The 18,611-nt window shown below is 74.8% G+C and carries 14 protein-coding genes and 1 pseudogene; 10 read left to right on the top strand and 5 right to left on the bottom strand.

Features of this window, described 5'->3' with window-relative positions; all coding sequences use genetic code 11:
- The first annotated feature begins 41 nt into the window (after positions 1–41).
- Genes CYJ76_RS02950 through CYJ76_RS02930 form a run of 5 tightly spaced genes read left to right on the top strand, consistent with a single transcriptional unit; the run spans position 42 to position 5,519 of the window.
- Entirely contained in the window at positions 42–1,253 is a 1,212-nt protein-coding gene (locus CYJ76_RS02950; protein ID WP_083323716.1) for a hypothetical protein, read from the top strand.
- Positions 1,253–2,950 (top strand): ABC transporter transmembrane domain-containing protein, encoded by a 1,698-nt coding sequence (locus CYJ76_RS02945; RefSeq protein ID WP_101849212.1) that lies wholly within the window; start codon positions 1,253–1,255, stop codon positions 2,948–2,950. Before CYJ76_RS02950 ends, CYJ76_RS02945 begins: the two co-directional genes overlap by 1 nt.
- Entirely contained in the window at positions 2,947–3,399 is a 453-nt protein-coding gene (locus CYJ76_RS02940) for a hypothetical protein (protein WP_101849211.1), read from the top strand. Before CYJ76_RS02945 ends, CYJ76_RS02940 begins: the two co-directional genes overlap by 4 nt.
- Positions 3,380–4,849, top strand: a complete 1,470-nt coding sequence (locus CYJ76_RS02935) for a sensor histidine kinase (protein WP_070705932.1) — start codon at positions 3,380–3,382, stop codon at positions 4,847–4,849. The genes CYJ76_RS02940 and CYJ76_RS02935 overlap by 20 nt, the downstream gene beginning before the upstream one ends.
- Position 4,850: 1 nt before the next feature.
- Complete coding sequence (locus CYJ76_RS02930) at positions 4,851–5,519, top strand: response regulator transcription factor (protein WP_070705934.1); 669 nt, start codon at positions 4,851–4,853, stop codon at positions 5,517–5,519.
- A 48-nt stretch (positions 5,520–5,567) separates the two neighbouring features.
- Here the strand turns inward: CYJ76_RS02930 and CYJ76_RS12380 are convergent, their stop codons facing one another.
- On the bottom strand, positions 5,568–5,732 hold the full coding sequence (locus CYJ76_RS12380; RefSeq protein ID WP_180802190.1) for a hypothetical protein: 165 nt from the start codon (positions 5,730–5,732) through the stop codon (positions 5,568–5,570).
- Positions 5,733–5,947: 215 nt separating this feature from the next.
- Here CYJ76_RS12380 and CYJ76_RS02925 point away from each other — a divergent pair, with 215 nt between their 5' ends.
- The 3 genes from CYJ76_RS02925 (at position 5,948) to rpmF (ending at position 9,622) form a co-directional block, all read left to right on the top strand.
- Entirely contained in the window at positions 5,948–6,871 is a 924-nt protein-coding gene (locus tag CYJ76_RS02925) for an isoaspartyl peptidase/L-asparaginase family protein (protein WP_101849210.1), read from the top strand.
- A 264-nt stretch (positions 6,872–7,135) separates the two neighbouring features.
- Complete coding sequence (locus tag CYJ76_RS13055) at positions 7,136–9,424, top strand: helicase-associated domain-containing protein (protein WP_101849209.1); 2,289 nt, start codon at positions 7,136–7,138, stop codon at positions 9,422–9,424.
- Positions 9,425–9,457: 33 nt separating this feature from the next.
- Positions 9,458–9,622 (top strand): 50S ribosomal protein L32, encoded by a 165-nt coding sequence (rpmF, locus tag CYJ76_RS02915; RefSeq protein WP_070705630.1) that lies wholly within the window; start codon positions 9,458–9,460, stop codon positions 9,620–9,622.
- Positions 9,623–9,784: 162 nt separating this feature from the next.
- Here the strand turns inward: rpmF and CYJ76_RS02910 are convergent, their stop codons facing one another.
- Together CYJ76_RS02910 and CYJ76_RS13050 are read right to left on the bottom strand one after the other, a co-directional pair.
- Positions 9,785–11,770 (bottom strand): M13 family metallopeptidase, encoded by a 1,986-nt coding sequence (locus CYJ76_RS02910; protein WP_101849208.1) that lies wholly within the window; start codon positions 11,768–11,770, stop codon positions 9,785–9,787.
- A 118-nt stretch (positions 11,771–11,888) separates the two neighbouring features.
- Positions 11,889–13,289: a D-alanyl-D-alanine carboxypeptidase family protein gene (locus CYJ76_RS13050; RefSeq protein WP_070705632.1), complete on the bottom strand. Its 1,401-nt coding sequence runs from the start codon at positions 13,287–13,289 to the stop codon at positions 11,889–11,891.
- Between the two features lie 262 nt (positions 13,290–13,551).
- On the opposite strand from CYJ76_RS13050, the gene CYJ76_RS02900 reads away from it, so the two are divergent.
- Entirely contained in the window at positions 13,552–15,048 is a 1,497-nt protein-coding gene (locus CYJ76_RS02900) for an APC family permease (protein WP_070705633.1), read from the top strand.
- A 122-nt stretch (positions 15,049–15,170) separates the two neighbouring features.
- On the opposite strand, the gene CYJ76_RS02895 is transcribed toward CYJ76_RS02900, so the two are convergent.
- Positions 15,171–16,067, bottom strand: a complete 897-nt coding sequence (locus CYJ76_RS02895; RefSeq protein WP_070705639.1) for a hydroxymethylglutaryl-CoA lyase — start codon at positions 16,065–16,067, stop codon at positions 15,171–15,173.
- Between the two features lie 376 nt (positions 16,068–16,443).
- On the opposite strand from CYJ76_RS02895, the gene CYJ76_RS02890 reads away from it, so the two are divergent.
- On the top strand, positions 16,444–18,099 hold the full coding sequence (locus CYJ76_RS02890; protein WP_101849207.1) for a DNA repair helicase XPB: 1,656 nt from the start codon (positions 16,444–16,446) through the stop codon (positions 18,097–18,099).
- Here CYJ76_RS02890 and CYJ76_RS12375 read toward each other — a convergent pair.
- Positions 18,042–18,611, bottom strand: a pseudogene (locus CYJ76_RS12375) (hypothetical protein); the annotation flags it as partial. The gene CYJ76_RS02890 and the pseudogene CYJ76_RS12375 sit on opposite strands and share 58 nt — an antisense overlap.

The following is an 18,611-nucleotide window of genomic DNA, read 5'->3' as shown; positions in this document are numbered from 1 at the left end:
TCCCGGCACCGCGCGTGCCGGCCGACCGAAGGAGAACCCCCGTGACCGCCACCCTCGAGACCGCCCCCACCCTCGCCACCCCGCCGACCACCGGCCACCCGGAGCGCACCACCCCGTCCGTCGACCTGGTGGCCGGCATCGCCCCGGTGGCCGGCGACCCCTCGGCGGCCACCCGCCCCACCAGCTCCACGACCACACCCGTGGACGCCGCCCGCCTGCGCGCCGCCAAGGTGGCCTACACCACCCGTCACCTGGCTGCCCGACTGGCCGAGGACGCCGAGGACCTGCACCTGCTGGCCGGCGCCGACGTCGCGCCCCGCGCCGGCGACGTGGTGCTCGCCCGCGTCGTCTCGATGGGCCACCACAAGAAGGTGCCGGGCGCCGGCGGCCGCCGCCAGACCCTCTACCCCGGCGACGAGGTGCTGGTGGCCTACGGCGACCGCTACGCCCCCGACCAGTTCGAGGCCGTCGTGCCCGGCTCGCTGGCCCACACCCACCTGGCCGCCGCCGGTGGGCTGGCCGCCGACGTGGTGGAGCGCCACGGCAGGACCGAGGCACCCACCGTCCTCGAGCCGCTGGGGCTGCTGGCCCAGGCCGACGGCCGCCGCATCACCCTCCGCGACGTGTCCCCCTGCGCGGTCTCCACCGAGCCGACCCCCACGCGCCGCGACACCGCCACCCGCACCGTCGTGGTGCTGGGCAGCTCCATGAACGCCGGCAAGACCACCGTGGTGGCCAACATCGTGCGCGGCCTGAGCCGGGCCGGGCTCACCGTTGCCGCGGGCAAGGCCACCGGCACCGGCGCGTGGGGCGACCCGGGGCTGTTCACCGACTCCGGTGCCGCCAAGGTGCTGGACTTCACCGACTTCGGCTACGGCAGCACCTTCCGCCTGGACCTCGAGGAGACCGGCCACCTGGTGCGCTCGGTGCGCGACGAGCTGGCCGCCGACGCCCCCGACGTGGTGGTTGTGGAGATCGCCGACGGCCTGTTCCAGCGCGAGACCCACCACCTGCTCCACGACGGCTCGCTGGCCGACGCCGACGGCATCGTGCTGGCCGTGGGCGAGGCCCTGGGGGCGGTGGCCGGCGTGCGCACGCTGCGCGAGGCGGGCCTGCCGGTGGTGGGCGTCTCCGGCGCGGTGACCGCCTCCCCGCTGGCCTCCCGCGAGGCCGCCGCGGTGCTCGACCTGCCGCTGGTGGACACCTTCACCCTCTCCGAGCCGGAGACGGTGCGCGCCCTGCTGGGCCTCTGATGCGGGTCCTCCCCAGCACCCGTCTCCCCGGGGAGGAGCAGAGCGCCCGCGACGCGGCCGCCGAGCTCCCCCCGGTGTGGCACGGCGTCCGCCGCACCCACCTGGTGGGTCTGGTCCTGTGCGGCCTGCTGCAGTCGGCGGCCGCGGCCGGCATCGCCTGGTTCACGCCACAGCTGCTGGGCGCCCCGGACGCCGCTGCGCGCACCGCCCTGGCCGTGGGGCTGATCGCGGCCGCCCTGGCCGTGGGCGCGATGCGGTGGGCCGAGTGGGTGCTGGCCGAGATGCTGGGCCAGCACTACGTGATGGAGGTGCGCCGGCTGCTGGTGGGCACTGCCCTGCGCCCGGGACGCCACGCCCACCTCGGGGTGCTGGTGGCCCGCACCACCAACGACCTCTCGGCCGTCCGGTCGTGGATCGCGATGGGGATCGCCCCGTTGGTCTCGGGCGTGCCGCTGCTGGTCGGCGTCGTGGTGGCGCTGTCGCTCATGGCCTGGGAGCTGGGCGTGGCGGTGGGCGCTGCGCTGCTGGCGATGGGGGTGCTGCTGCTCGCCCTCGCCGGTCCCGTGCTGCGGCGCAGCCGGGAGCTGCGCCGACGCCGCGGGCGCATGGCCTCCCACATCGCCGACACGGTGCAGGCCGCCAGCGTCATCCGCGCCGCGGGAGGCGAGGAACGGGAGGTCCGCCGGGTCGAGGAGCACAGCGAGAGGGTGCGCCACCTCGCCGTGCGCCGGGCCCGGGCGGCCGGCGTGATGCGGGGCGGGGCCGCCGCGGTGGCGGTGGTGGCCATGGTGCTCGCCGGCCTCACCGCCCCGTGGACCGACCTGACCCCCGAGCGCTTCGCCACGGCCCTGCTGCTGGTGGGCCTGGTGTCCACCCCGGTGCAGGACCTGGGCCGGGTGGGCGAGTACCGCCAGGGGCACCTGGCTGCGAGCCTCGTGCTGGCCAGGGCCCTGCGCCGTGATGAGCCGGCCCCCGTCACGGAGGCGGAGCGCCCTCGCCGACGGGGCAGCGCCCGCGGTCTGCTGCACCTGGGCGGCCTGCAGGACGGGCTGGGCACCCCGCTCCCGGAGCTGCTGGCCGCCCCGGGGAGCCGTGTGCACGTGCACAGCACCGACCCGGAGCGCACCGCCCACGTGGTGGACCTGCTGGTGGGTGACGAGGCCCCGGCCGACGGGTGGGCGCAGCTGGACGGCTGGGACCTCACGGCGGTCGCCCCGCGCCGGCGCCGCCGCCTGCTGGGCTATGTGGCCGCCGACGCGCCGCTGGAGCAGGGACGCCTGTCGCGCGCCGTGCGCTACCGCCGTCCGGACTCCGACGACCCCATCGACCCGGTGCTGGCGGCCGTGGGCCTGGACGAGGTGGTGGCGGCGCTGCCGAGGGGTGAACGCACCACCCTGCGCCGGGGCGGTGAGCCGCTGGACCGCGAGCAGCGTGTGCTGCTGCAGCTGGCCCGCGGCCTGTACGGCGCACCGCGCCTCCTGGTGCTGGACGGGGTGGCCGACCGCCTCTCCGGACCGGCCCTGCAGCAGGTGCACCGTGCCCTGGAGAACTACCCCGGCGTGGTGCTCTCAGTCGGGGGCGACCGCCCACCGGGCTGGCCCACCTGGGACCTGGACAGCCCCACCCCCCTGTCGCTCGTGTCGGCCGCGCACGGCACCATCCCCGAGAACGCCCTCCTGCCCGGAAGGACCCCGTGAGCAAGTACCTGCCCGCCCTGTTGACCCTGGTGCTGCTGGCCGTGGCCCTGCCCCTCCTGGCGATGGGGCTGCGCACGCCCGGCGCCCCGGACACCACCGACCTGGGGGAGGTGCCGGCCCCGGCCGCCACCGCCCCGTCGGACTCCGCTCCCACCCCGTCGGACTCCACCTCTCCCTCCCAGCCGGGCGGCACACCCCCGAGTGCTCCCTCGCAGGACGTCCCGTCGACCCCGGCACCGAGCGCCTCCCCCTCGACCAGGCAGGGCGCCCCGGACGCCGCGCCCCGCCCCACGTCCACCGAGCCGCGCACGGTCCCCCCGACGGTCACGCGGACGGTGCAGCCGCCGTCCGACCCCTCACCGACGCCGCCCGCCCCCACCGGCGACGACGCGGACGACCAGGACGACACCGCCGACGACCAGGACGACGATGACGACCTCGACGACTGACCGCCACCCGCGCCGGCTGGGGCTCCGCGGCCGCATCGTCCTCTCGATGGTGGGCATCGTCGCCCTCGCGCTGGCCTCCCTCATCGCCCTCACCTACGGCCTGGTGCGCGCCGACAACGCCACCCGCGCCAACGAGGACGTGGTGCAGGAGCTGCGGGAGTTCCGCCAGTTCACCCAGAACGGCGTGGACCCGGAGACCGGCGAGCCCTTCGCCGACCCCGAGGGCCTGCTGGAGACCTTCCTCTCCCGCCAGCAGCCCAGCTCCGCCGAGCTCATCGTCGGGCGCACCCAGGAGGGCCAGGTGCTGCAGGTCTCCGGCGCCTCGGTGGGCGACACCCGCCAGCTGCTGGCCGACACCGCGCTGTGGCACGACATCCGCTCCGGGGACTCCGGTGTGGTGGAGACCCCACTCGGCGAGGCGCGCTACGGCAACGCCACGGTCACCGTGGGCGGCTCCCGGGGCACCCTCACGGTGCTGGCCCTGCCCCACCGCAACGACGAGGTGCTCACCGCGGTGGTGCGCCGGGCGGCCCCGGTCGCGCTGGTGGCCCTACTGCTCACCGGGGTGGCCGCCTGGTTCCTGGCCGGGCGGGTGCTCACGCCGCTGCGCCGGTTCCAGGGCACCGCCCAGGAGATCTCCGAGCGGGACCTCACCCGCCGCCTCGAGGTCTCCGGCAACGACGAGGTGGCCGACCTCGGCCGCACCTTCAACGGGGTGCTCGACCGCCTCGAGGAGGCGTTCGCCTCCCAGCGCCAGTTCGTCGACGACGCCGGGCACGAGCTGCGCACGCCCATCACCATCATCCGCGGCCACCTGGAGCTGATGGGGGACGACCCCGTCGAGCGCGAGGAGACCCTGGCCCTGGTGACCAGCGAGCTCGACCGGATGAGCCGGATGGTGGCCGACCTGCTCACCCTGGCCAAGGCCGACCGCCCCGACCACGTGCGCCGCAGCCCGCAGGACGTGGCCGCCCTGACGCTGGAGCTGGACTCCAACGTGCAGCGCCTGGGCCCGCGTGACTGGGTGCTCGACGAGGTGGCCGAGGGCACCGCGGCCGTGGACGGCCAGCGGCTCGCCCAGGCCGTGCTGCAGCTGGCCCGCAACGCCGTCCAGCACACCGCCGAGGGCGACCGGATCCACCTGGCCTCCCGCTGGGTGGAGCGCGAGCCCGGTCGCTGGTTCCTGGAGCTCGCGGTGACCGACCACGGGCCGGGCGTGCCAGCAGGCCAGGAGCAACGGGTCTTCGAGCGCTTCCACCGGTCCGAGGGGGCCAGCCACCACCACCCGGGTGCGGGCCTGGGACTGCCCATCGTCCGCGCCATCGCCGAGGGACACGGCGGCACCGTGGAGGTCAGCGAGACCCCCGGTGGCGGTGCCACGTTCACCCTCTCGGTACCCACTCCCGGCCACGTGCCGACCACCCACGACAGCCCGGACGAGGACGCCTGACATGCCGCACATCCTGATCGTCGAGGACAACGACCGCATCGCCTCCTTCCTGGAGAAGGGCCTGCGCTCCGCCGGCTACCAGACCGAGGTGGTGGCCGACGGCCGCTCGGGCCTCACCCTGGCCCTGCACGGCGGGTTCGACCTGGTGGTGCTCGACCTGGGTCTGCCGGGCCTGGACGGGGCCGAGCTGCTGGAGGCCCTGCGGGGCCAGGGCGGCACGGTGCCGGTGGTGGTGCTCACCGCCCGCGACAGCGTGGAGGACACCGTCTCCGCCCTGGAGGGTGGCGCCAACGACTACATGACCAAGCCCTTCCAGTTCGCCGAGCTGCTGGCCCGGGTGCGCGTGCGGCTGGCCGACCGCACCGAGTCCGCCTCCACCGGCGACGGGATGACGGTGGAGGCCGGCGGGCTGGTGCTCGACCACCGCACCCGCGAGGTGCGCGGCGACGGTGTGGACCGGGCGTTGACCACCCGCGAGTTCGGGCTGCTGGCGGAGTTCATGCGCCACCCCGGGCAGGTGCTCAGCCGCCAGCAGCTGCTGGCCGAGGTGTGGGGCGTGGACCACGACCCGAGCTCCAACGTGGTGGACGTGTGCGTGCGCCAGCTGCGCTCCAAGGTGGGCGCCGAGCACATCGAGACGGTGCGTGGGGTGGGCTACCGCTTCCGCTGAGCCGTGGACACCCCCGTCCGAGCGGGGCAGCGGGCCCTGCGCTGATCCTCAGCCTGCCAGCACCTCGGCGATGCCGTCGCGGCACCCGCGCGCGAACTCGGCACAGTCGGTGCCCGTCGCCTCCGAGGGCTCCTCCCCCTCGATCCAGCGGTGCACGGCCCAGACGAAGGGGTACCCCTCGTCGGGCTCCCCGGCGACCACCGGTTCGGGCACCTCCACCGGCCGGGCGCAGCGGCAGGCTGGCCCATCGCGGCGCCTGACGATCCAGCAGGCGGCGGACGTCGGCCTCGGTCACGGGGTGCTCGTCGGCGTGCAGGGTCATGGCTCCCAGCGAACCCGGCCCCGCCCCGGCGCGGCGCGGCAAGCGACATTCCCACCCCTCTGGTCCCCGGCACCCCGTGGCCCGGCCTCCGACGCACAATGGCCCCATGGCTCTCCCCACCGTCCAGCTCACCCACCTGCCCGCCGGCGACGGCCCGGCCCTGGCCCTGCACGGCGGCGCCGGCGTCGACCCGGCATCGCTCACCGACGAGCAGGCTCGCACGGCCACCGCGGCCCTCGAGGCGGCCGTCCGCGCCGGCCGGGAGGTGCTGGACGCCGGCGGTCCCGCCCTCGACGCGGTGTGTGCCGCGGTGCGCGTGCTGGAGGACAGCGAGTCGTTCAACGCCGGCCGTGGCGCGGCCCTGACCACCGAGGGCGTGGCCGAGCTGGACGCGGCCGTCATGTCCGGCGACTCGCGCACCGGCGCGGTCACCTGCGCCACCGGCCCGCGCAACCCGGTCATGGCGGCCCGCGCCGTGATGGAGCGCACCGACCACGTGCTCATGGCCGCGCCGGCCCGCGAGCTGCTGGAGCACTGGGGGCTCGACCTGGTGGGGCCCGAGTACTACGTCACCGAGGCCCGCCTGCAGATGCTCCGCGAGACCGGCTCGTTCACCGAGTACCGCCACGGCACGGTGGGCGCCGTGGCCCGCGACGCCTCGGGGCACGTGGCCGCGGCCACCTCCACCGGCGGCATCACCGCGCAGCTGCCGGGCCGCGTGGGCGACACCCCGCTGGCCGGCTGCGGCACCTGGGCCGACGACGCCACGGTGGCCGTCTCCTGCACCGGCACCGGCGAGCTGTTCGTCCGTGGCGCGGTGGCCCACGAGGTGCACTCCCGCCTGCGCTGGGCCGGCCAGGCCCTGCCCGATGCGGTGCGCGAGGCCCTCGACGAGCTCGTGGGTGCCCGCGGCGGCGACGGCGGCCTCGTGGCGGTCACCCCCGCCGGCGAGGTGGTGCTGGCGTTCAACTCCCCGGGCATGTACCGCGCCCACGACACCGGCGAGGGGCCCGTCACCGGCATCGCGTGAGGTCCGGTGGCAGGCTGGCCGACCCGTGGCTCCGGCTGACGGTGGACGACCTCCTCGAGGCGATGCCGCCGCGCCTGCTCTCGGGCGAGGGCCGGGACTCGCCGCCGACGGGAGCATCGGCGTGGCCGGGTGCTCGTGGAGGACGCCCTGCTCAGCGGTCCGCCCGCCAGGCCGATGCGGTGCACCGCGGCATCCGGTACGACCTCGAGGTGGACACGGGCGCCGCGCCCACCACCACCCCGCCCGGGCACTACCGTGGGCCGAATGACCCCCTCCGACGGCTCCGGCGGCTTCCGCTCCCTGGCGGCCGACCTGCGCGGCCGCTCCGAGGCCGAGCTCACCGACCTGCTCCTGACCCGCCCCGACCTGGCGCGCCACACCATCGGCGACCTCGCGTCCCTGGCCGCGGCCGCCACCACCACCGCCTCGCTCACCCGCGCCCTGGACGCCCTCACCCGCCCGGAGCTGCAGGTCCTCGAGTCGGCCATGGTGCTGGCCCCCGCCACCGCCGATGCGGTGGCCGCCGCCACGGGCGCCGACGTCGCCACCGTGTCCGCCCACCTGGACGCCCTGTGGACCGCCGCCCTGCTCTGGCGCAGCCCGGAGGGCCTCCGCCCGGTGCGCGTGCTGGCCGAGCTGCTGCCCACCCCGGCCGGCCTGGCCCCCGCGGCCACCCCGGCCCCCACCGTGCCCACCGACCGCCTGGCCGCCCTCACCGGCCCGGAGCGCGCCCTCGTGGACGCCCTGCTCTGGGGACCGCCCGTGGGCGAGGTGACCGCCCGCGCCCCGCAGGCCACCCGCGAGGCCCGCACCGCCCTGGTGGCCGACGGCGTGCTCACCGACCTCTCGCCCACCCGCGTGCAGCTGCCCCGCGAGGTGGCCCTGGCCCTCCGCGAGGGCCGCACCCACCGCCACCTCGAGACCGAGCCGCCCACCCCCACCGACCCGACGGCCACGGACGGCCGTGGCGACGACCCGCAGCGCGTGGACGCCGCCGCGGCAGAGGTCTCCGGCCTGCTGGCCCTCACGGACGAGCTGCTGCTCACCCTCGAGCGCGACCCGGCCCCCGTGCTGGCCAACGGCGGCGTGGGCGTCCGCGACGTGACTGCCCTGGGCCGGCGCCTGGGCCTGGAGACCGATGCCACCCACCTGCTGCTCACCGTGGCCCACGCCGCCGACCTGGTGGACGTCGGCGCCCTGCCCGGCGCCGCGGAGCACCGGTGGGGACCCACCCCGGAGGCCGACCGCTGGCAGGCCCTCGACGACGCCGAGCGCGCCGCCCGCCTGCTGGCCGCGTGGTGGACCACCCCCCTCGATGCCGGGCACACCGAGGGCGAGCGCCGCACCAACGCCCTGGCCCCGGCCGCCGCCTCGCCCACCGCCCGACGCCGCCGCCAGGACCTGCTCACCGAGCTGGCCGACCTGGGCGGCACCACCGCCGGCGCCGAGGACCTGCTGGCCCGCTGGGCCTGGCGTCACCCGCTGCGCCGCCCACCGGCCGCCGCCGAGGTGGCCCGCCTGCTGGAGCAGGCCCGGCTGCTGGGGCTGGCCTCCAGCCCGCTGCGCCACACCGACCGCTGGGCCGCGAGCCCCTGGCTGGTCGCCCTGGCCGGAGGAAGCACGCCCGAGGACCCGCTCGGCCCCGTGACGGCCGCCCTGGCCGACGCCCTGCCGGAGGCCACCTCCTCGATGCTGGTGCAGGCCGACCTGACGGCCGTCGTCCCCGGCCGGCCCACCCCCGCGCTCACCCGGTTGCTCCACGCGGCCACGGACGTGGAGTCCCGCGGTGGCGCGTCCACGCACCGTTTCAGCGAACGCAGCCTGCGCCGCGCCCTGGACGCCGGCCACCAGGCGGCAGACCTGCGCGAGGCGATCAGCGCCGCATCGGCCACGGGCCTGCCGCAACCGGTGGACTACCTGCTGCGCGAGGTCTCCGCGGGCCACGGGCGGGTGCACGTCAGCGACGCCCGCGCCGTGCTCGCGGTGGACGACCCCGCCCTGGCCAGCCGGATGCTCCACGACCCGGAACTGGCCCCGGTGGGCCTGACACAGGTGGCGCCCACGGTGCTCACCAGCCACCTCTCCTCGACCCAGGCCCGCTCCTTCCTGCGCGACCACGGCTACGGCCCGTCGGTGGGCGAGGACGCCACCACCGGCCCGGCCCGGGTCACGCCCCGCGGCGCCCCGCCGGTGCGCTCGCGCCCGCTCACCCGCGAGCTGGCCGCCGACCGCGCCCGCGCCCTGCGGGCGGCCACCGCCGCCACCCCCGATGCCGGGGAGCCGACCCGCGCGGCCGGGCCCACCCCGCCGCCACGCACCACGAGCGACCCGGTGGTGGTGCAGGCCGCGCTGCGCGATGCCGCCGCCGACGGCGCCCCGGTGTGGATCTGGCACACCGACGACCTGGGCGCGGTGCGCAGCACCCTGGTGACCCCCACGAGCGTGGACGGCGGCCGGTTGTTCGGCGTGAAGGACGCCGAGCGCCTGCCGCGGGCGTGGAGCATCCACCGCATCAGTGGGGTGGCGCCGGCCTCGCCGGCGCAGCCGTGGTAAGCAGGAGGGTCGGACTCGCGTAGACTGCCCCTCATGGCAGTTCCGAAGCGCAAGATGTCCCGAAGCAACACCCGCCACCGCCGCTCGCAGTGGAAGGCCGAGACGCCGACCCTGCAGACGCGCACCATCGACGGCCAGGAGGTCACCATCCCCCGCCGTCTGGTCAACGCCGTCAAGCGCGGTCTGATCAAGTTCTGAGCAGGTGAGGCGGGTCTGCCCGCCCACCGTGCGAGGCTCCCGGCCCTCCGGGTCGAGAGCCTCCTTGTCGTGTGATGACGGTCGTCACCACGACTGCCTTCTCAGGACAAGGAGAACCCCCGCCACCCTCGGGTGACGGGGGTTCTCGCGTGCCGGGGTGCCTCAGAAGATGCGCACCCGGTCGGCCGGGTCGAGCCACATGCCGTCGCCCGGCTGCGTGCCGAACGCCTCGTGGAAGGCGTCCAGGTTGCGGGCCACGTTGGCGCGGGCGTCCAGCGGCGCGTGCGGGTCGATGGCGAGCAGCCGCCGGGCCTCGGCCTCGCGGACGGTGCCGTTCCAGATCTGGCCCCAGGCCAGGAAGAAGCGCTGGTCACCGGTGAGGCCATCCAGCTCCGGGGCGGGCTCTCCACCCAGGGAGATGCGGTAGGCCGCCAGCCCGATGGCCAGACCGCCCAGGTCGCCGATGTTCTCGCCAACCGTCAGGCCACCGTTCACGTGCGTGCCCGGGGCGTCCACCGGCTCGAGGGCGTCGAACTGGGCGATGAGCTGCTGGGCCAGCGCGTCGAAACGCGCCCGGTCCTCCTCGGTCCACCAGTCCTCCAACGCCCCGGAGGCCGCGTAGCGGGAGCCCTGGTCGTCGAACCCGTGGCCGATCTCGTGCCCGATGACGCCACCGATGCCGCCGTAGTTGGCCGCGTCGTCGGCGGTGGCGTCGAAAAAAGGCGGCTGCAGGATGGCCGCGGGGAAGACGATCTCGTTGAGGCCGGGGTTGTAGTAGGCGTTCACGGTCTGCGGCGGCATGAACCACTCGTCGCGGTCCACCGGCTGACCGATCTTGCGCAGCTCGCGCCGGGTCTCGGACTGCGCGGCCCGACGCACGTTGCCCATGAGGTCACCGGCGTCGGCGTGCAGGTCCGAGTAGTCCTTCCACCTCTCCGGGTAGCCGATCTTGGGGCGGAAGGCCTCGAGCTTCTCCAGCGCGCGCTCCCGGGTGGCGTCGCCCATCCACTCCACCTCGGCGAAGCGGCGGCGGTAGGCCTCCACGAGGTGGGCCACGAGCTGCTCCATGGCCTGCTTGTGCTCCGGCGGGAAGTGCTCGGCCACGTACAGCTTGCCCACGAGCTCGCCGGCGGCACCCTCCACGAAGGCCACGCCGCGCTTCCAGCGGTCGCGCATCTGCGGGGCACCGGTGAGGGTGCGGCCGAAGAAGTCGAAGTTCTCCTCCACCACCGCGGCCGGCCCGTAGGGCGCGCGCGAGCTCACCACGCGCCACGCCAGCCAGTCGCGCCAGGTCGCGGCGTCGGCCGCCTCGGGACCCTCCACGAGCGCCGGCAGCCCGGACAGGAAGGTGTGCTGGCGGGCGATGACGCGCTCCAGCCCCGCCTCGGGCAGGCCCAGCGCCTCGGCCCACGCGTCCAGGCGCAGGCCGTCCGTGGCGGCGAGCAGCTCCTCGCGGGTCCACGGCGTGAACGACTTCACGGCGTCGCGCGTGGCCACGGTGTCCCAGTGCAGGGCGGCGATGCGCCGCTCCAGGTCCACCACGCGCTGCGCGAACCCGGCGGCGTCCTCCTCGTCGGCCACGAGCCCGCTGGCCAGCGACTGGCGCCCCACGTGCTCGCGGTAGGCGGCCAGCACCTGCGCGTGCTGCTCCTCGCGGTAGTACGCCTCGTCCGGCAGGCCGATGCCGTGCTGCTCCAGGTAGACCGAGTAGCGGTCGGGGAACTCGTTGTCGTTGTCCACGAAGGGCACCACCAGGCCGGCCACGCCCACGGCCTGCAGGCGGCCCAGGGCCACGGCCAGGCTGCGGGCGTCGGTCACCTCGCGCACCACGGCCAGGTCCGGCCCCAGCGCGGCCACCCCGGCGGCCTCCACGGCGTCGGTGTCCATGAACGAGGCGTAGAGCGCCCCCACGGTGGCCGCGTCGGCGTCCTGCGCGTCCTGCCCGGCCCGCTCCGCGGCGGCCTCGATGAGGGCCCGCACGTCCGCCTCGGACTTCTCCCGCAGCATGTGGAAGGTGCCGTAGCTGGAGCGGTCGTCGGGGATCTGCGTGGTGGCACGCCAGGTGCCGTTGGCGTGCAGGAAGAGGTCGTCCTGGGGGCGCACCGACGGGTCGCGGTGGTCCAGGGAGAGTCCGAGGTTGGCAGTCATGGGCACACTGTGCCACCGGTCACGTCCGCGGCGGACCCTCGGGCCCCGGAGACGGCGGAGCCCCGCACCGCGGTGACCAGGTCAGCGGTGCGGGGCTCCGTCATCGAGCAGGGGCTGCTCAGTACTTGGTGAGGGCGGCGAACTCCCAGTGCCAGTACTCCGGCTTGTACGCGCCCTCGCGGGCCCAGGAGGGGTTCACCCAGCCGAAGCGCGGCGCGTTGGCGTCGAGCCACTTGTACTTGGGGGTGCCGAAGCCGATCTGCGCCTCGCCCTCGGCGATGTCGCAGGCCGCGGCCCAGCCGTGCTGCGAGGTGCCGGGGATGGCCGCCCAGAAGCCGCGGCGGATCTTGTACAGCACCTGGGTCTCGTAGGTGCGGTAGCACTCACCGATGCCGATGTCGTGGCCGAAGGTGTTCTTGTACTCCTTGTTGAGCTCGGCCAGAGGCTGCACGGCGCCGCACTGGATGAGCATGTGCTCCTTGCCCGGGAGGGGGTTGGCGCACAGCGTGCTCGGGTCCAGGCGACCGTTGGTGCCGGTGTAGGAGTAGTGGACGTCGGTGAGCTCGGAGGCCGGGACGAAGCTCGTGGGGCCGGCCTGGAACCACTGGCCGTCAGGGGTGTAGGAGCCGCGGAGGATGCCGCCCTCCGGCACGCTGCCCGCGTACCCGCTGCCGGGCGCGGTGTACACCCGGGTGAACTGGGCACCGCCCGCGGGGTCGATGTACTTGACGACCTGCTCGCCCGGGTCCACCGGGTCCACCGGAGGGTCCACGGGCGGGTCGACCGGCGGGTCCACCGGGGTGTCGGTGACCAGGGTGGCGAAGGGGCCCCAAAAGTAGCCGCGGTCGGTCTTGATCCAGGCACCCACGCGCTCGCCGGCGGTCACGGTGCCGGCCGGGACCTTGCCCACGACCCCGAAGCGCAGGCCGGGGCCCGAGCGGAGGTTGGCCGAGCGGTCGAGGCGGTAGGTCTGCTGGGTGGCGGGGTCCGCCGGCTGCGTGGCCCGCAGGTAGGCGCCGTGCACGAAGCCGTCGGCGGTCTGCACCCAGCCGTTGCCCAGCGGGGTGCCGGTGACCTGCTGGCCGGGGGCGTAGACCTTGCGGATGCCGGAGGCCACGGTGGGCTGCTCGCGCACGTTGAGCCAGGTGGTCACCTCGAAGGCCTGCTCGCCCTCGGCGGGGGCGGCGGAACCCGCGGCGGGGGGCTGGGTCGGGTCCGTGGCGGCGGCGCCCTCGTCGACCACGAGCGAGGCGGCGCGGACGTACCCGCCCTCGACCTGCACCCAGCCGTTGTCGAGCGGGGTGCCCTGCACGGCCTGGCCCGAGAGGAGGGTGTCGACCGTGGCGGAACCGGGCTCCGGGGCGACGTGGACGGAGACGGCGTCGCCGGCGGCGAGGTAGGAGGTGGTGGGGGCGGCGTGCGCGGTGGAGGCCGACGCGGCCACGGCTGCGGCGCCGAGGCCGAGTGCAGTGGCGGAGACGGCGCCCGCGGCACGCGGGGAACGGGTGGTCGTGAGCATGCGATGTCCTTGAGGGAGGTGAGGGAGCATGGGGAACCTGGAGGCACGGGGACGCGTGCCACGGGCACAGTGACGGTAACTAACATGACCTGTCAAGTGCGTCCATCCCACTGCCGGTGACCGGCACCACCCACCGCCGGGCCTCCGGGCGGCGCGCGGGGCTCGGCATCGCACCCCGGCACCCTCCCCACGGCATGATGGACCGTCGTCACAGCTGTGGAATTCCGCGTGACGAGTCCCCTCACATCTCATCGGAGAACTCATGGACAACCGCGACAGCGGGGCCACGCACGCCGAGGTGCTGGCCGACCGCGACAGCCTGGAATCGACCCTCAAACCCCACTGGGTGTGGGCCATCGCACTCGGTTCGGCCATCGGGTGGGGCGCCTTCGTGCTCCCCACCGACTGGCTGGCCACCTCCGGCCCGCTGGGCGCCGCCATCGGCCTGGCCGTCGGTGCGGCGCTCATGTGCCTCATCGCCGTGAGCTACGGCATCCTCATCCGCACCTTCCCGGTGTCCGGCGGTGAGTTCGCCTACGCCTTCCAGGCCTTCGGGCGCAACCACGCCTTCGTGTGCGGCTGGTTCCTCACCCTCGGCTACGCAGCCATCGTGGCGCTCAACGCCTCGGCCGTGGCCCTGCTCTTCCGCCGCCTCGTGCCGTGGCTGGTGGAGTGGGTGCCGCTGTGGGAGGTGGCCGGGTGGCAGGTCTACCTCGGCGAGGTGGTCGTCGCCTCGCTGGCGCTTGCGGCCTTCGCCTGGCTCAACACCCGCGGCACCGCCCTGTCGGGACGCGCGCAGTTCCTCATGGTGATGGCGATGCTCGTGGGCGTGGCCCTCATTCTCGCCGGCGTGCTGCTGCACCCGGACGGCACCTGGTCCAACGTCTCCCCCGGCGTCCCCTCGGGTGTGGGGCCGCTGCCGGCGATCCTGGCGATCGTCGCCATCGCGCCGTGGGCCTTCGTCGGCTTCGACAACGTGCCCCAGGCCGCCGAGGAGTTCGACTTCCCGCCGGCCAAGGCCTTCGGCCTCATCGTCTTCGCCATCGTGGCCGCGGCGGCCATCTACATCGCGATGGTGGTGGCCACCGCGGCCACTCAGCCGTGGGAGCAACTCGTGGCGGAGGAGCCCATCTGGGGCACGGCCGACGGCATCAGCGCCCTGTTCGGCACCGTGGGCCTGCTCGTGCTCGGCGTCTCCGTGGCCATGGGGGTGGCCACCGGCCTCAACGGCTTCTACGTGGCCTCGAGCCGTCTGCTGTTCGCCATGGGCCGCTCGCGGATCATCCCGGAGCGCTTCGCCGGGCTCAACGCCCACCACACCCCGGCGTTCGCCGTGTACTTCGTCATGGGCATCTGCCTGCTCTCCCCGTGGTTCGGCCGCCAGGCCCTCACGTGGATCGTGGACATGAGCTCCATCGGCGTCACCATCGCCTACACGTACACCTGCGCGGCGGCGTACAAGATGCTCCGTTGGTCCGGCAGCCCGGCGGTGCCCGGCGAGCCGGAGGGCAGCCGCTCCACCCGCAACAAGGTGATGGCGCTGCTGGGCGCCGTGGCGGGCGTGGTCTTCCTCGGCCTGCTGCTCGTGCCGGGCTCGCCGGCCGCGCTCAAGATGCCCTCCCTCATCGCGCTGGTGGTGTGGGTGGCCCTGGGCCTGGCCTTCTGGGTGAGCCGCCGCACGGCCGTGGCGCAGGTCTCCGAGACCGAGATGCGCGCGCTGGTGCTGGGCGAGCACGACGACCGGAAGGTCACCGCCTGACGGTCGCCCCCGCATCGACGCACGCCTGAACCACGGATCCCCGCCTGCGGTCCGGAGGTACGCCCCTGAGGGCGGATCTCTGGACCGCAGGCGGGGATCTGCGTCTGCGGGGTGGGGCCCGGTCAGCCGGCGAGCGCCTTGACCACCCGGCTGGCCGAGGGCTTGCCCAGCTGCTCGGCCATCCACGTGCTGGTGGCCACGAGCTTCTCCAGGTCCACGCCGTGCTCGATGCCCATGCCCTCCAGGGCCCACACGAGGTCCTCGGTGGCGAGGTTGCCGGTGGCCGACTTGGCGTACGGGCAGCCGCCCAGGCCACCGGCGGAGGCGTCCACCACGCGCACCCCGCGGGAGAGGGCCGCCATCGTGTTCGAGAGGGCCTGACCGTAGGTGTCGTGGAAGTGCACGCCGATGCGGTCGGTGCCCAGGCCCACGGCCTCCAGACCGTCCAGCAGGTGGTGCACGTGCGCGTACGTACCCACGCCGATGGTGTCGCCCAGGCTCAGCTGGTCGCAGCCCAGGTCCATGAGGCGCTGGCAGGTGTCCACCACCTGCTCCACCGGCACCGAACCCTCCCACGGGTCGCCGAAGCACATGGAGACGTACGCGCGCACCCACATGCCCTCGGCGCGCGCCTGCTCCACCACCGGGGCGAACATCTCGAACTGCTCCTCGCGCCCCCGGTTGAGGTTCTTCTGCGCGAAGGCCTCGGTGGCCGAGCCGAACACCGCGATGCTGGAGAGCCCCAGGGCCTGCGCGCGCTCCAAGCCCTTCATGTTGGGCACGAGGACCGGCCGCTTCGGCCCCTTCGCCAGGTCACCGAGCTGTCCGATGAGCTCCTCGGCGTCACCCAGCTGAGGCACCCACTTCTGCGGGACGAAGCTCGTCGTCTCCACGGTGTCCAGACCGGCGTCCACCAGGCGGCGCACGAACTCGGCCTTGGTCTCGGTGGGGATCACGCCCTTCTCGTTCTGCAGCCCGTCGCGCGGGCCGACCTCGTAGATGGTGACCGACTCAGGCATGCCGCCGACGGCTCCCAGGTCCGGGGTGAGGTCGCGGGCGGTCTCGATCTGGGCGGTGCGCACGGGGGCTCCTCGGGGACGGTGACGTGGGTCACCCCATCCTCGCACCGCGTGCGGTGTGCCACCGGGCGGGCCGGGCGGGAGAGGGCGTGCCCCGGGCCGGGCCGCGGCTCCACGGCTCCGCGCGCGCAACCCCACACGGCACGGGAAGGGTGGTGCCCGCACGCGAAACGTCCCGTGCCGTCAGTACCTTTCCCGTGCCGGGTGAGCCTTCCCGTGCGCCGGGCCGCGCGCCGGGGCCCACCCCCGACGCCCCACACCCCACGCAGACCCGCTGCCACGGAACAGCGCGACCGGCCGCCGCGTTGTCGCCCCCATGACCGGTCCCCTCATCGTCCAGAGCGACAAGTCCGTGCTCCTCGAGGTAGACCACGACGGCTACGAGGCCGCCCGCCGCGCCATCGCGCCGTTCGCCGAGCTGGAGCGCGCGCCGGAGCACGTGCACACCTACCGCATCACCCCGCTGGCCCTGTGGAACGCGCGCGCCGCGGGACTGGACGCCGAGACGGTCGTGCACGCCCTGGTGAGCCACAGCCGCTTCCCGGTGCCGCAGCCGCTGCTGGTGGACATCGCCGAGACGATGGACCGCTACGGCCGCCTCACCCTGGAGCAGCACCCCACCGCCGGGTTGGTGCTGCACTCCACCGACCGCGCGGTGCTCACCGAGGTCTCCCGCCAGAAGAAGATCGCCCCGATGCTGGGTGCCCGCGTGGACGACGACACGATCGCCGTGCACCCCTCCGAGCGCGGCGCGCTCAAGAGCGAGCTCATCAAGGCCGGCTGGCCCGCCGACGACCAGGCCGGCTACGTCGACGGCGAGGCCCACCCCATCGCGCTGGAGGGCGACTGGGAGCTGCGCCCCTACCAGCAGCACGCCGTGGACGGGTTCGCCGACGGCGGCTCCGGCGTGGTGGTGCTGCCCTGCGGCGCCGGCAAGACCCTGGTGGGCGCCGGGGCGATGGCCCGCCAGCAGACCACCACGCTGATCCTCGTGACCAACACCCAGTCGGCCCGGCAGTGGAAGGCCGAGCTGCTGCGCCGCACCACCCTCACCGAGGACGAGATCGGCGAGTACTCCGGCGCGGTCAAGGAGGTGCGGCCGGTCACCATCGCCACCTACCAGGTGCTCACCACCCGCCGGAAGGGCGTGTACACGCACCTGGACCTGCTCGACGCCCGCGACTGGGGCCTGGTGGTCTACGACGAGGTGCACCTGCTGCCGGCCCCGATCTTCCGGATGACGGCCGACCTGCAGGCCCGCCGCCGGCTGGGTCTGACGGCCACCCTGGTCCGCGAGGACGGCCGCGAGGACGAGGTGTTCAGCCTCATCGGCCCGCAGCGGTACAACGCGCCGTGGAAGGACATCGAGGCCCAGGGCTGGATCGCCCCGGCGGACTGCGTGGAGGTGCGCGTCACCCTGCCCGAGTCCGACCGCATCGCCTACGCCACCGCCGAGCCGGACACCCGCTACCGCCTGGCCGCCTGCGCCGCGGCCAAGCTGCCGGTGCTCGAGCGCATCGTGGAGCACCACGCCGGGGACCAGCTGCTCGTCATCGGCCAGTACCTGGAGCAGCTCGAGGAGATCGCCAACCGGCTGGACTGCGACATCATCACCGGCGAGACCCCGCAGAAGGAGCGTGGCCGGCTGTTCGAGGCCTTCCGCACCGGGGAGATCACCCGTCTGGTGGTGAGCAAGGTGGCCAACTTCTCCATCGACCTGCCCGAGGCGTCGGTGGCCGTGCAGGTCTCCGGCACCTTCGGGTCACGCCAGGAGGAGGCCCAGCGGCTGGGTCGCGTGCTGCGCCCCAAGAGCGACGGGCGCACCGCGCACTTCTACACGGTGGTCACGCGCGACACGGTGGACGCCGAGTTCGCCGCGCACCGCCAGCGCTTCCTCGCCGAGCAGGGGTACGCCTACCGCATCCTCGATGCCGAGGAGGTGCCCGCCGAGCTCGCCTCGCCGGAGGCCTGAGCGCGGGAGTCGCGGCTGGCAGCACCCTCGCGCCAGGGCGCCAGCGCCCCACCGCGCACCACGCCGGCCCCCAGCACGAGCAGCAGCACGAGGAAGGCCAGCAGGTAGTCGTTGCCCACGACCATCTGCAGCGGGTTCCAGTGGAGCTCCTTCATCTCGCGGCCCGGCGCCCACCAGTGGGCGTCGGCCACCAGCACCAGGGCCACCAGCCCGGCGAGCGCGCGCAGGTGCCCGGGCGCCAGGCGCATCATCGGGGCCACGCGGGGCGCGGACTCCCACAGCGCGACGGCCAGCGGCACCGCCCACACCCAGTGGTGCGTCCACGCCACCGGGGAGGCCACCACCACGGCCAGCGCGGCGGTGAAGAAACCGAGCACCCGCTCGCCGCGCAGCACCAGCCAGGCGCCCACGGCCACGATGGCCACGGACACCACACCGCCCACGAGCAGCCAGGCCAGGCTGGCGGCATCCGTGCCGGGACCGTAGAGGCGGCTGAAGAAGCCCATGGCGGA

The sequence above is a fragment of the Kytococcus schroeteri genome, assembly GCF_002847825.1.
Lineage (GTDB): Bacteria > Actinomycetota > Actinomycetes > Actinomycetales > Dermatophilaceae > Kytococcus > Kytococcus schroeteri.
This window is presented reverse-complemented; position numbering and strand designations above follow the sequence as displayed.

Coding starts and splice junctions, on each gene's coding strand:
- CYJ76_RS02945 (WP_101849212.1), top strand. CDS start 1,253: ATGCGGGTCCTCCCCAGCACCCGTCTCCCCGGGGAGGAGCAGAGCGCC.
- CYJ76_RS02935 (WP_070705932.1), top strand. CDS start 3,380: ATGACGACCTCGACGACTGACCGCCACCCGCGCCGGCTGGGGCTCCGC.
- CYJ76_RS02930 (WP_070705934.1), top strand. CDS start 4,851: ATGCCGCACATCCTGATCGTCGAGGACAACGACCGCATCGCCTCCTTC.
- CYJ76_RS02925 (WP_101849210.1), top strand. CDS start 5,948: ATGGCTCTCCCCACCGTCCAGCTCACCCACCTGCCCGCCGGCGACGGC.
- CYJ76_RS13055 (WP_101849209.1), top strand. CDS start 7,136: ATGACCCCCTCCGACGGCTCCGGCGGCTTCCGCTCCCTGGCGGCCGAC.
- rpmF (WP_070705630.1), top strand. CDS start 9,458: ATGGCAGTTCCGAAGCGCAAGATGTCCCGAAGCAACACCCGCCACCGC.
- CYJ76_RS02910 (WP_101849208.1), bottom strand. CDS start 11,770: ATGACTGCCAACCTCGGACTCTCCCTGGACCACCGCGACCCGTCGGTG.
- CYJ76_RS13050 (WP_070705632.1), bottom strand. CDS start 13,289: ATGCTCACGACCACCCGTTCCCCGCGTGCCGCGGGCGCCGTCTCCGCC.
- CYJ76_RS02900 (WP_070705633.1), top strand. CDS start 13,552: ATGGACAACCGCGACAGCGGGGCCACGCACGCCGAGGTGCTGGCCGAC.
- CYJ76_RS02895 (WP_070705639.1), bottom strand. CDS start 16,067: ATGCCTGAGTCGGTCACCATCTACGAGGTCGGCCCGCGCGACGGGCTG.
- CYJ76_RS02890 (WP_101849207.1), top strand. CDS start 16,444: ATGACCGGTCCCCTCATCGTCCAGAGCGACAAGTCCGTGCTCCTCGAG.